This is a genomic window from Moorena sp. SIO3I6, from assembly GCF_010672095.1.
Genome location: NZ_JAAHHU010000122.1, coordinates 1 through 12,104, shown reverse-complemented (window position 1 = coordinate 12,104; position 12,104 = coordinate 1). Strand labels below are relative to the sequence as shown.

Here is a 12,104-nt window from a genome sequence, read left to right as displayed (position 1 = left end):
GCTCCTTTATCCACATTGCGGCTCGGGTAAATCACCACACCACGCCAATCATTGCTGAGTTTAGTTTTGTTTAAGTACATGAAAATTTCGGTAAAGAAGCGGGAGTAAAATTCAGAGTCCCTCTGAAATTGGACTTCTACAAAATAAATCGGTTGTTGGGCTGTGGTGGTTGTCGGCAGGAATACTCCATCAATTCTAAATGCTAGTTGTTTGACTTCCACAGAGGCGAATTGATAAGCTTGTGCTTCTGTAGGGGAATGGTTAATTAATTCAAAGAAGATACTGGGAAACGATTGAAACAGGCGATAGAAGATGGTATCGGTTTTCACATTTAGGTCATTACTTAACTATAGCTATACCTATAGTAACATTAATCGTAATGGTAATGATAATGGTTAATGTAGTTAAACCAGACACAAGCAGGGAACCCGCCCGTATATGGATGTATACTTGAATCTAGGAAACAATTCCTTACCCTAGAGACTGTTGTTTGTAAAATCACACAGAATCAGACCTCAAAAACGGCTGCCTAACTCCCATAACCTATTACCTATTACCCATTATCTAAAAAAAATGATTCAACACTTACTATCCCAAATCAGCGAGCAGCTTAAGCAACAACTAATTCAAGACATCTCTACACCTCAAATAGAAATTGTTGCTCAACCCATTACCGAATCACCAACAACACTACCACACATCAGCATCTATCCCGGTAAATGGGAAATTTCCTCAACATTTAGATCAACCCATCCACAACAGTTACATCCGGAGCAACAAAACCCCACAATAATTACTACATGCAGGGAATTTCAACAAGAATTTTTCATCGATATCTGCGACGCTGACCTAACTAACTTAGAAAAATTAGCTTCCCTGACGACAGGGGTTATTTTAACTAACGACAAAGAACTAATCGAAAATTATAATTTATCAACGGCTAACAATTATCAAGCACAACAAACAGCTACAACCCACACGATTAGCCAAATTACTATCCTTGAAGGTAGCTACGATTATCTGAATAATACCCCTAAGCTTCAACTAAAATGGCAAGTTATCGGTCAAGTAAACTTTAGCAAAACTATCACAGATATTGAGCGTTTGATTGAAGAAATTGAAATTAATCAAACTGTAAGCAGTCAGCGGTCAGCTTAAAACAAGGTAATGGGTAATGGGTAATAGGTAATAGGTAATGGGTAATGGGTAATGGGTAATAGGTAATAGGTAATAGGTAATGGGTAATAGGTAATCGGGAATTGGTGGCACAGGCTTCGACGTATTAGCTGTTCGCGTAGCGTGCGCGTAGCGCATTAGCTGATAGCTGATAGCTGTTCGCGTAGCGTGCGCGTAGCGCTTAAGCTGATAGCTTACGGTATTCTCTGAAAGAGACCCTACGCGATGAAGCGAACGCGCCCCGCGTGGCCAAAGGCCTCAGCTTCCGCTAAGAGCGATCGCTTTTTTTTATTACCTCTAAAACTTCCCCAAAAATATTTTTAAAAACCCTTGACAACTTAAACTATAATCATTACAATAATCAATATAAACCCACAATGATTTCAAGTTTCGACTTATGTCAAAAAAAATTAACCAAAACCTCAAGAAACAACCTGTTGAGCACACTCTAAAAGGTCCTCGTCAAGCCGTAATCTATAGTATGCAAAGGTTTTATTCCCTTGGCTATGGGGAGATTGCCGACTGGAGCCCTCTGGAGCCTACTGAAACGCCAGGAGAAGTGAAGACAACCATGATGAAGTATTGGCTGTTGCCATAACACCTTAAATTTCTGGGGGGGCTTCCCCCCAGAGCCTTGGCTCCGGTCTGGTCCCGTAGGGTGGCCGAAAGACCAAGGTCAATCAAATAGGATCACATCAGTTTCGGTTTGGGAACTAAGTGACATAAGTCATTTAAATAGCCGTGGATAGTATTTCTACGGCTATTTTTTTTACAACTTACCCACTCAGCAGGATTTAATGAGGACATGCTAAAACAGGGTTGGTATTCACCATAGTTATATGCAGCTTGTGCTGACAAGCATTATCTATGCCAAATCTGACCCTGGAAAGGAATCCCTGTGTCTTAGTTGTAGAAAACGATCAAATATTGGCGGAACGGCTGAGTCAGGACTTGAAAGAAGCAGGTTATCATACCGTCATTGCCCTTGATGCCACCGTTGCTTGCCATCAAGCCTGTGAACTCCAGCCAGCAATGGTGGTTGTGGATAGAGCACTTTCAGGAGAATCAGGGCTGAGATTATGCGATCAGCTCAGACGTGAAGGCTCTCGCGTACCTGTAATCATGCTGATGGCTCATGACCGAGTAGAGGATCGAGTGGCTTGTATAGAAGCAGGAGCTGATGATTATTTCCTGAAACCCTATCGCACAGAACCATTTGTGAAAATGGTGCGCCTTTATCTAGAGCCAAAAACAGGAGGCTCCGAGCAGCTTAGGTTTGGAGAACTAACTTTAGACCTAAGCCAGCGTAGAGCAATGCGCAATGGACGGGTTATTGATTTGACCATGAAAGAGTTTGAGCTGCTCAAGTATTTGATCAGCCATCCCAGGGAAGTATTAACTCGCGAACAAATTTTGGAAAATGTTTGGGGTTATGACTTTATGGGAGAGTCCAATGTCATCGAAGTCTATATTCGCTATTTACGTCTCAAGATAGAAGATGAAGGTGAAAGGCGATTAATCCAGACAGTGCGTGGTGTTGGTTATGTGTTGCGGGAGGCTTAGGGTTGTGGGGTTGAAGGTTGTTCGCGTAGCGTGGCCAAAGGCCAAGGTTGAAGGTTGTTCGCGTAGCGTGGCCAAAGGCCAAGGTTGAAGGTTGTTCGCGTAGCGTGGCCAAAGGCCAAGGTTGGAGGTTGTTCGCGTAGCGTGGCCAAAGGCCAAGGTTGGAGGTTGTTCGCGTAGCGTGGCCAAAGGCCAAGGTTGGAGGTTGGAGGTTGGAGGTTAGAGGTTAGAGGTTAGAGGTTGGAGGTTAGAAGTTGGAGCTTGAACGGTGTTGGGTGAAACTATACTAGTGGCTGAGTAACCAATCAATGCCATGGTTCGCACTTCCCACTCCCGACTCCCGACTCCCGACTCCCGACTCCCGACTCCCGACTCCCCACTTCATACTTGATACTTGATACTTGATAATAGGGAAAAGGGCTATGAAGTTTCAAATCACTCTATGTTCAATAGCACTAAGTATTTTACTGATGGGCTGTTCAGCAGGGTCAGTTCCAGAAGACACTATAAATAGTAACTCTGTCAAATCTGGTCAACCGCCAGCAACAGCGCCATCAGTATCACAATCACCAACCAAATTAGGTCAAATGTTACCAATTTCTGCTGAAGCTGAAATCGCAGGTGAGCGGATTTCGCTGGAAGTGGCACAGACCCGTGAGCAAAAGGCAATGGGGTTGATGTATCGCCTATCTCTAGCACCGGATCGGGGCATGTTATTTGGCTTCTACCCACCACGACCTGTCAGCTTTTGGATGAAGAATGTTAAAATCGAGCTGGATATGGTCTTTCTAAGAAATGGGGAAGTAAAAGCGATCGCAAAATCTGTCCCCCCCTGCGAAACCGATGAATGCCCTACCTATGGTCCAGGAATGAAAATTATTGACCAAGTGATTGAACTTCGTGGCGGACGTGCGGCTGAACTGGGTCTGAAAGTAGGTGACCAGGTAAATGTCAAATTTCTGGATGGGAGTACTACCGCACCTAACTAATATAGCGCTACGCGCAAGTTAGAAGTAAGAAGTCAGAAGTCAGAAGTAAGCGATTACTTACGTTTCGGAGTTATAGTTAAATGCTTACCTCTGTCGTGGGGCTTCTGGCGGATTAAGCTAAATTAGGGTAATCTTTCCTAAGACAGATGTAAAAATCTCGCAAATGACTATACCCTTGATTACTAATGGCTACCCTTGACATAATTAATCAAGGTTGGGAAAACAAGGGTAGGGGTGACGCTACTGAGTCTTAGCGGTGAATCGCTAAGTTGATGGTGTGAGAGAGTAGTCAGTTATAGCGTACGCCAGCCAAAGTTTTTAACTTGACAGACGCTTGTCACTCAAGCGCCTTAGGGAGTGTGTATTTAAAACTGTCGAATTTTGCTTGACTTAACCATATGAGCTACCAGGGTCTTGCCAACTCACTGTGTTGGCAAGGTCTAGGGGTGATGCTAGTAGGGTATTTCATCTCGATACTGGAAAGAAAGCGATGCAGCGCCGACCTGCGGGGGTTTCCCCCATGAGCGACTGCATCAAGACACATAATATTGCTGTTCTAGGTTGACGAAAATCTCAGGTTAGCAGTGATTTAGGACACAGGTAATCAGCCTTGTAACCCTGAAAATTTACACAGGGGTACTAGAGTGCTAGTCCTGTCATCCTAAACCCTAGTCGGGTGATGATTGGGAAAGTTAACTCTTTTCCTATGGGATTAATTATCCTTAAAACCTGAAAATTACTGACTGTTTCTATGTCAGTTATAACCGACGCTTGTAATTTCCTAGTGGACAGATGAGATAGTGGCTACTGATGGTTTACACATTCAGATTACTAATTCCAAAATAGAGCCTATTAAAGGAGGTGAAAGACAACTAATGGCACCAAAAACCTATACAAAATTCTTGCATTTTCTCCAAGAAGAGTTAGCAATTTCAAGAGATTCAATTGCGATCGCACAACGACACCGGGAACAAGATCCAGGACTTTGGCCAATGATTCTTTGGCAGTATGGTTTGGTAACTCTGGAGCAATTAGATAAAATTTATGACTGGTTGGAAACAGCCTAAAACCTGATCAATCAATCAGGGAGGAGAGACAAACTATGTCTAAGGAGCTATGTCTTTGGGTTAAAATATCCCTCAGACAAATTTATAATTCTACTTTGTCCTTAACTATTTATCCCCTTATCAAAAAGAGCGATTTCATAAGTGACTCGCTCTTTTTGTTAGATCTTGGCTATCCCAATGTAACTATCAATGTAACTATTCAGCCTACCGCTATCCGCTATCAGCCATTAATAGTATGCCTTTAGCCCTTCAGCTAACTGCTAATAGTTCAATGCTTACAATGAAAGTCCACATGAACTATAGCGGGTTCTAACCTAATGAGGTACACAGGATTTTTTCCCTGTTCCCGATTCCCGATTCCCGATTCCGGATTCCCGATTCCCGATTCCGGATTCCCGATTCCGGATTCCCCATTACCTATTACCTATTACCTATTACCTATTACCCAAAAATTTGTACCTCACCTAATTGAAAACTGCTATAGTCATAATGGGTAGTAAGATAACTAATGGGGTGGAAGTACTTTGAAACGAACAATCGTAATACTCGGTTTTGGATTAATCTTAGGAATTTTTATCTCACAGTTTGTTCCACCCGCCACAGCTTCTATAACTGTTGTAGAATCCCGGATTGCTTCTCTTGAATCTGAGATAACTAACTTGAGATTTAAAATCAATCAGTTAGAGTCTCAGTTACGTCAGGTCAGCCAGTCAATTCCTGACAGTAATCGACCCAGTCAACACCACATACAATCACCAACTGATACCTATAGCAGGGTAGACCCTGAACACCCAATGTTTAAGCGTCTTGCTACCTTAGTAATAGAACTCAAGGAACGGGTTAATCGATTAGAAGAAGAGGTATTACCAAAAGAATGAAGAATGAAGAATGAAGAATGAAGAATGAAGAATGAAGAATGAAGAATGAAGAATGAAGAATGAAGAATTAAGAATGGAAACTTCTAACTTCTAACTTCTAACTTCTAACTTCTAACTTCTAACTTCTAACTTCTAACTTCTAACTTCTAACTTCTAACTTCTCTTTGATGCTAGTTGATCAGCCCAGCGAGTTGTTTCTGGTAATCGATACTTAGATGTGCAGCGCAACACATAATCAATTGCTGTGGGTAAGCTGATGCGATGACCAATGGAAACATAGACTGGCTTAACTCCAGTCCGAGTACGCACAACGGCTCCAATGATTTCTCCATCATGGCTCAACGGTTGCCAATTACCTTTGTTTTCGGGCAACTCCTCATGATAACCAATGAATCGGGACTTAGCCACACCAATGGTGGGAATATCTGTCAGTACCCCCAGATGGCAGGCAAGACCAAACCGACGAGGATGGGCAATTCCCTGACCATCACACAAAATTAAGTCAGGGATAATGCTAATTTTTTCCAAAGCATCCAGTAATACAGGGACTTCTCGGAATGATAGGAAGCCTGGTACATAGGGAAAGGTAGTGGGTCTGGATGCGATCGCATTTTCCCTCAGCTGCAAGTCGGGAAAGCTTAAAACTGCTACTGCTGCCTGTGATATAGCGCCATCCTCCTCAAAACCTACATCTACACCCGCAACATACTGCACTTCCCCCAACTGATCTTCAAAAATTACCTCAGGTTGTAGTTGTTGTTGAATTGCTTTAGCTTCTTCACTATTGACTGGCCAAGGGTGGCGTTGTTGGATGTCCATAGTAATTTTATTTTTGGTACGTGGAAATTTTCCATTCCCTGGCGCAACATAAACGATGATTAATTATAATCAATTAATTAATTAACTAGATTTGGTCTCACTGAGATCAAAACGCTGGCGCAAGATAAATTCTGCGATCGCTAAATCTACTGGGGTAGTTACCTTCAAATTGGTCTCCTCCCCTTCCACAATCTTGACTGGCAAGCTGCACCGTTCAAACAAAGCGGCATCATCCGTAACTTCCCAGCCAGCCTTACGTCCTTGGTCATGGCACTGTTTCAACAACTTCACCTCAAATCCCTGGGGTGTCTGTGCTGCCCACAATCCCTTCCGATCGGGTGTATCTTGAACAAGATTGGCTTCATCCACCACTTTAATCGTATCCTTGACTGGCACAGCGGCAATTAGACCGGGACAAGCCATTAGGACTTCGGCACACCGTGCCAGTAACTCAGGGGTAGCTAAGCATCTAGCACCATCGTGAATCAACACCCTTTCGGCTTCTGCTGGTAAAGCCTGCAAGCCATTATAGACAGATTCTTGCCGCGTTTCCCCCCCCTCAATCAACTCCACAGGTTTAGATAGGGCAAGTTCAGCTAGAATTGCTTTAAAATCTGGCCAGTCATAGGGTTGTCCGATGATCCCAATCCAGGTAATACTACTGGCTTTCTCTGCTGCTAGCAGTGTCCAAGCCAGTATTGGTTTACCTAGAAGTGTTAAAAGAAGCTTATTGCGATCGCTCCCCATCCGTCGTCCCATTCCGGCTGCTGGAATTAATAAATGCACGATTTTCTACCTCTTAGCTGCTGCTTCATGCCTGAGCTTAGGATAATATGCCCTCGATAGAATTCAGAATTAGTCCTTCCAGCGTCAAGTTAAAATTAATCTGATCCGTAAGCTCAAGTAATTTGAGATGAGAATACTAGCCCTTGTTCCTGGTGGAATTGGCGACCAAATCCTGTTCTTTCCCACCCTCTCACAACTAAAACAGTATTATCCCCAAGCTGAGATTGACGTTATTGTGGAACCGCGAGCCAAGGGGGCTTATCGGGTTTGTCAGTCAGTCGATGAAGTTCTAACCTTTGATTTTAAAGACCGCAATGGTCTCGCAGATTTTGGTAACTTGTTGGGAGTGATCCGCGATCGCGAGTACGATGCTGCCATGACCCTAGGACGTCGGTGGTCAGTTGGGCTGTTGCTCTGGATGACTGGTATTGTGCGTCGAATTGGTTACCAAGCTGGTTCAAGGGATTTGTTTTTTACCAACCCTGTGCCCCTAAAAACTGAGCAGTATGCTGCCCATATGTACCATGACTTACTACTAGGTTTCGGTATTAACGTTCCTTGTCAAGAACTCGCTGTTAGGGTTCCCAAATCAGATATTGAATGGGCAGAAGCTCAACAGCAACAGCTAGAGATTCCAGAAATTGGCTACATTCTTATTCATGGCGGTTCTAGTAAACTCGCTCTGTCCCAAGGAATTGATAAAATCTACCCAGTTGAGAAATGGCAGAAGATTGTTGAAGACATTCGCCAAAAACAACCCGATTTGCCCATTGTCTTGCTAAAAGGGCCAGAGGATGCAGAATGGTGCCAGGCGATGATGGAGGACCATCGTGACCTCAAGGTTACTGCTCCAGAAGATATTGGTAAATTGGCAGCCATGATTGCTGGTGCTAATTTGATGCTGTGTACCGATAGTGCACCGATGCATCTAGCTGTAGCTGTTGGTACTCCTACCATTGCCTTGTTTGGTCCGACAGAGGCAAACAAACTACTACCTGCCAAGGAGGGGGTATACGGTATTCAATCACCTACCGGTCGGATTGCCGATATCAAACCGGAAACTGTATTAGAGCAAATTTGGGGTAGCTAGTATAATTCCAGTATGTCTTGAGGAAATCATCAGCCGCTTTTCTCTTTTCCCCAAACTCTGTTTAAGATGGGAAGCTGACGCTATAGGGGTTGATTGAGATGATCATCAACCCGATGTGACATTATACTTTGCACAGCCATAAGCTGCCCATTCATAGTATTTCTTATGCCAAGATAGCATTTATTATACTGATCAGCCCCGGCTTCATCTCCCCATCTTTCTATCCATCTTTTTTATGATGGGTATTCAACCAGACTTGATATCACCCCCTGAGGTCTCGATCAGATTAAACAAAGTATCATCTAGTTCATAGCCGAGTAACTGAGCCATCGACTTGAGGCGGGATGGGCTCTGTATACCCCACTCCTTTAACCACTGACTTAGTACAAAGATTTTCTGCATCACGAAGATTTCTAAGGCTTCAGAGTTGTACTGGATGCCTTCTGTACGATTAAATTGGTGAGGCACTAGCATAGCAGTATAGCGGACGAATTCCCCAGATTTCCAATCTAGTAGAAAAGGTAACCAGGGATAGGTAGCATCCAAGCGCACAAACCATAACCGCACCTCTGGCATTTCTGAGAATTCCCGAGGATCCTCAGGATCGCAATCAAAATCAATCTTAAAGCCTAGCTGCTGCTCATAGTTTGCGATCGCACCGTCTTGCAGCCACCCTTCAATCACTGTCTGAGCTGGAGACAAGTCTAAGGTTTGGAAATGGTTAGTATTTAAGGAAATGATTGTAGTCACGCAATAGTTCCAATATCAATAAAATCAGTCAAGTCTTACACTATTTTCTCCTGCTAGGCATTTCCGTGCTCAAACACCTAGATGTTGCACATATTTTGATCAACTACTACAATAGAGTCAGCAGGTTTTACTGGGAAGTTGGTGACTGCCAATAGTGTTTTTTGATCTATGCTCATATATATAAGGGAACTAATCGGATTGGCGGCAGTAGACTGGGAAAATACCCAGAAACTTCAAGCGAGATTCGACGGTGCCCACCTGGTTAGCCAGGTCATAAACTGAGGTAAGACGGCTTCTTGGTGAACCTGTAGGATCAGAAAATGTGGTCTTAAGGATGTGCAACTAGTGATCGGCAACTGGTAAGTAATAACCATTACACAGGAATTGGCTGAAAAGCAATACATCTAGTTCATAGCATTAGTTAAGCAGTAGAACTAAGTATTTTAACCATAAGTATTTTAGCCATAAGTGTTTTAGCTTATACTTAGGGCGACGACCGAAGGAAGAACTCGCGTTACCTATACTCATGAGCTATTAGCTTCCTGGGAAGCTAATAGCTAGACTAGTAAAGAGGTGTGAGTGTAAATCAAAACTATTCAAAATTCGGTGTTATCATAGCTACTTACAGCGCTCGGATCACTATCACGCTTAGAGCCAAGTAAATCAAGGCGCTCTACTCGGATCACAGGTTGTGAGCGATCAGCTCCGGTGGTGCGATCGCTCCAAGTGTCAATTTTCAAAGACCCTTTTACACCAATTAAGCTACCTTTACGCACATAATTAGCAGCTACTTCCGCCGTCTTCCCCCAAATCTCTAAGTTGAACCAGTCAGGCTGATCACTATTGCGTGTCCGTCGTCTCACTGCCAGGGCCAGTTTACACAATACACCGCCAGACTCAAAATACTTAACATCTGGGTCTGTACCTGCACGACCGACTAAATGGACAACATTGAGACTCATAGTTATATTGGTACTTTTGTACTGATTATGGCTCTACAATAGCAGATTGAGCTGGTGTATAACAATTACTAACTTATTTTAAGACTTATTTTAAGTGACCGAAGCAAGTCAATCATCCAGAGTATTCTAGTCAACTTGAGCTTAACTTGAGCCGGTGAAACCGTTATGTATTTGCAGCTAGGTGTATTTGCAGAAATTTCTTCCAAATAGTATCCGGAGAATCATGATCACCTAGTGTACTAGCGTACTAGACTAACTGGAAAAAACATAATAGAATCCACCTCAGTTACAGTTCCGGTGCAATTTCGGTTGTACACAGCATTTTGTGAGGCGTAGAAACTAGTGAGTATTTTGAATCACTTTTCCCTGTCACGGGACATGGGTATAGACCTGGGTACAGCTAACACCTTAGTCTATGTATCTGGTAAGGGCATTGTTCTTCAAGAGCCTTCTGTGGTTGCCATTGATCAAGACGAAAAGCTTCCTCTAGCCGTAGGCGAAGAGGCAAAAAAGATGTTGGGAAGAACCCCAGGTAATGTAGTTGCCCTACGTCCTTTACGGGATGGTGTGATTGCCGACTTCGATACCGCTGAACTGATGCTGAAGCACTTCATCCAGCGGGTAAACGAAGGCAAAGCCCTAGTTTCACCTCGGATTGTGATTGGTATCCCTAGCGGTGTTACAGGTGTGGAACGACGAGCCGTCATGGAAGCCGCATTACAGGCTGGTGCTAGAGAAGTTAGGTTAATTGATGAACCAGTAGCAGCAGCCATTGGTGCTGGATTACCTGTAGCAGAACCAACCGGTAACATGATTATTGATATCGGTGGAGGCACCACTGAGGTAGCAGTTCTCAGTTTGCAGGGAACAGTTCTAAGTGAATCAGTGCGTGTGGCGGGAGATGAACTGAGTGAAGCGATTACTCAGTATATGAAAAAAGTCCATAACCTAGTGATTGGGGAACGGACAGCAGAAGACATCAAAATCCGCATTGGCTCAGCCTATCCAACACCTGAGGATAATGAAGCTGCCATGGAGGTGCGAGGATTACACTTGCTGTCTGGCTTACCACGAACTGTCACGATCAAACGACCAGAGATTCGTGAAAGTATGGCAGAACCCCTTTCTGTTATTGTTGATGCTGTTAAGCGCACTCTAGAACGGACTCCCCCCGAGCTAGCGGCTGATATTATTGATAGAGGTATTATGCTGGCGGGTGGTGGTGCTTTATTGAAAGGATTAGATACACTTATTAGTCATGAAAGTGGCATTGTCACCCATGTGGCAGCTGATCCCCTCAGCTGTGTTGTTTTGGGAACTGGTCGAGTATTAGAGAACTACAAACAGTTAGAGCGGGTGTTTAGTGGGCGTTCCCGTAATATGTAGTGGTCAGCTATTAAACATCAACCTTAAAGAGTATTTTTCTTAAATATATGAAGAGTGTAGATTGAGTGTGGCTAGTGTAAAAACTTACTGGTTAGCCAAAATCTGACTATTTTATGGATAGGCTATGTACATGCTGCGTCGCTGGTGGGGGAGACATGGAGTAGCAATTATGCTGGGGAGTCTTACCCTCATTGCTGCTTGGTTACTTAGAAGAACTCAGGGTGCAACAATTTTTGAAATCTATCAATTGATAAGCCGCCCTTTTCAATCGCTACCTGCTAAAGAAGAAAGCCTCTCTAATGCGCGGACACTGGAACTACAACAGCAGGTAGAGGAACTCAAAACTCAAAACCAGAAGCTAAAAGAGCTGTTAGGTTATAAAAAAACCCAGAATAAACTAAGAATTGTTGCGCCTGTTGTGGGACGTAGCGCTGATAGTTGGTGGCAAGAAATCATTCTGGGAAGAGGGAGTGAAGCTGGGATCAAAAAGGGCTTCGTTGTTATGGCACCTGGGGGTGTAGTGGGTAGAGTCGTTAGCGTGACACCCCACACCAGTCGTGCCTTGCTGATCAGTGACCCCACTAGTAAGGTAGGTGCCGTGATCAGCCGTAGCCGTAGCATGGGTTTTTTGGGTGGACAAG

The 12,104-nt window shown here is 43.7% G+C and carries 17 protein-coding genes and 1 other RNA gene; 11 read left to right on the top strand and 7 right to left on the bottom strand.

All coding sequences use genetic code 11. From position 1 onward, the window contains the following. A partial coding sequence (locus tag F6K49_RS26290) for an Rpn family recombination-promoting nuclease/putative transposase (protein WP_293023967.1) occupies positions 1-329 on the bottom strand: 329 nt, incomplete at its 3' end. Between the two features lie 244 nt (positions 330-573). On the opposite strand from F6K49_RS26290, the gene F6K49_RS26285 reads away from it, so the two are divergent. Then, complete coding sequence (locus tag F6K49_RS26285; protein ID WP_293101360.1) at positions 574-1,158, top strand: hypothetical protein; 585 nt, start codon at positions 574-576, stop codon at positions 1,156-1,158. Here F6K49_RS26285 and F6K49_RS26280 read toward each other — a convergent pair. Then, positions 1,150-1,314, bottom strand: a complete 165-nt coding sequence (locus F6K49_RS26280; RefSeq protein ID WP_293023964.1) for a hypothetical protein — start codon at positions 1,312-1,314, stop codon at positions 1,150-1,152. The two genes, F6K49_RS26285 and F6K49_RS26280, sit on opposite strands and share 9 nt — an antisense overlap. Before the next feature lie 259 nt (positions 1,315-1,573). Between F6K49_RS26280 and F6K49_RS26275 the strand changes: the two genes are divergently transcribed. After that, positions 1,574-1,774: a hypothetical protein gene (locus F6K49_RS26275; protein WP_293023962.1), complete on the top strand. Its 201-nt coding sequence runs from the start codon at positions 1,574-1,576 to the stop codon at positions 1,772-1,774. 269 nt (positions 1,775-2,043) lie between these two features. Then, positions 2,044-2,739: a response regulator transcription factor NblR gene (gene nblR, locus F6K49_RS26270; protein ID WP_293023959.1), complete on the top strand. Its 696-nt coding sequence runs from the start codon at positions 2,044-2,046 to the stop codon at positions 2,737-2,739. On the opposite strand, the gene F6K49_RS26265 is transcribed toward nblR, so the two are convergent. Continuing rightward, entirely contained in the window at positions 2,692-2,925 is a 234-nt protein-coding gene (locus tag F6K49_RS26265) for a hypothetical protein (RefSeq protein WP_293023957.1), read from the bottom strand. The genes nblR and F6K49_RS26265 overlap by 48 nt on opposite strands. A gap of 233 nt (positions 2,926-3,158) precedes the next feature. Between F6K49_RS26265 and F6K49_RS26260 the strand changes: the two genes are divergently transcribed. The 4 genes from F6K49_RS26260 (at position 3,159) to F6K49_RS26245 (ending at position 5,670) form a co-directional block, all read left to right on the top strand. Beyond that, entirely contained in the window at positions 3,159-3,725 is a 567-nt protein-coding gene (locus tag F6K49_RS26260) for a DUF192 domain-containing protein (protein WP_075900041.1), read from the top strand. A gap of 875 nt (positions 3,726-4,600) precedes the next feature. Further along, positions 4,601-4,792 (top strand): DUF2949 domain-containing protein, encoded by a 192-nt coding sequence (locus F6K49_RS26255; RefSeq protein WP_293023953.1) that lies wholly within the window; start codon positions 4,601-4,603, stop codon positions 4,790-4,792. 317 nt (positions 4,793-5,109) lie between these two features. Then, positions 5,110-5,289 (top strand): hypothetical protein, encoded by a 180-nt coding sequence (locus F6K49_RS26250; protein WP_293023951.1) that lies wholly within the window; start codon positions 5,110-5,112, stop codon positions 5,287-5,289. Between the two features lie 27 nt (positions 5,290-5,316). Then, positions 5,317-5,670, top strand: a complete 354-nt coding sequence (locus F6K49_RS26245; protein ID WP_293023949.1) for a hypothetical protein — start codon at positions 5,317-5,319, stop codon at positions 5,668-5,670. A gap of 153 nt (positions 5,671-5,823) precedes the next feature. Here F6K49_RS26245 and nfi read toward each other — a convergent pair whose 3' ends face one another. Together nfi and ispD are read right to left on the bottom strand one after the other, a co-directional pair. Further along, on the bottom strand, positions 5,824-6,489 hold the full coding sequence (gene nfi, locus F6K49_RS26240) for a deoxyribonuclease V (RefSeq protein ID WP_293101357.1): 666 nt from the start codon (positions 6,487-6,489) through the stop codon (positions 5,824-5,826). 81 nt (positions 6,490-6,570) lie between these two features. Next, a complete protein-coding gene (ispD, locus tag F6K49_RS26235) occupies positions 6,571-7,275 on the bottom strand; it encodes a 2-C-methyl-D-erythritol 4-phosphate cytidylyltransferase (RefSeq protein ID WP_293101353.1) in 705 nt (234 codons plus the stop codon). Between the two features lie 127 nt (positions 7,276-7,402). Between ispD and F6K49_RS26230 the strand changes: the two genes are divergently transcribed. Then, complete coding sequence (locus F6K49_RS26230; RefSeq protein ID WP_293101349.1) at positions 7,403-8,365, top strand: glycosyltransferase family 9 protein; 963 nt, start codon at positions 7,403-7,405, stop codon at positions 8,363-8,365. 246 nt (positions 8,366-8,611) lie between these two features. On the opposite strand, the gene F6K49_RS26225 is transcribed toward F6K49_RS26230, so the two are convergent. Then, positions 8,612-9,115, bottom strand: a complete 504-nt coding sequence (locus tag F6K49_RS26225) for a CRR6 family NdhI maturation factor (RefSeq protein ID WP_293047111.1) — start codon at positions 9,113-9,115, stop codon at positions 8,612-8,614. 124 nt (positions 9,116-9,239) lie between these two features. On the opposite strand from F6K49_RS26225, the gene ssrS reads away from it, so the two are divergent. After that, positions 9,240-9,422, top strand: a non-coding RNA gene (gene ssrS / locus F6K49_RS26220) — 6S RNA. A 289-nt stretch (positions 9,423-9,711) separates the two neighbouring features. Here ssrS and F6K49_RS26215 read toward each other — a convergent pair. Further along, positions 9,712-10,077, bottom strand: coding sequence for a single-stranded DNA-binding protein (locus F6K49_RS26215; protein WP_070393269.1), 366 nt, complete (start codon positions 10,075-10,077; stop codon positions 9,712-9,714). 378 nt (positions 10,078-10,455) lie between these two features. Here F6K49_RS26215 and F6K49_RS26210 point away from each other — a divergent pair, with 378 nt between their 5' ends. Both F6K49_RS26210 and mreC read left to right on the top strand, forming a co-directional pair. Beyond that, positions 10,456-11,463, top strand: coding sequence for a rod shape-determining protein (locus F6K49_RS26210; RefSeq protein WP_293045218.1), 1,008 nt, complete (start codon positions 10,456-10,458; stop codon positions 11,461-11,463). Positions 11,464-11,593: 130 nt separating this feature from the next. Continuing rightward, on the top strand, positions 11,594-12,104 hold a 511-nt coding region (mreC, locus tag F6K49_RS26205), incomplete at its 3' end, for a rod shape-determining protein MreC (protein ID WP_293101346.1).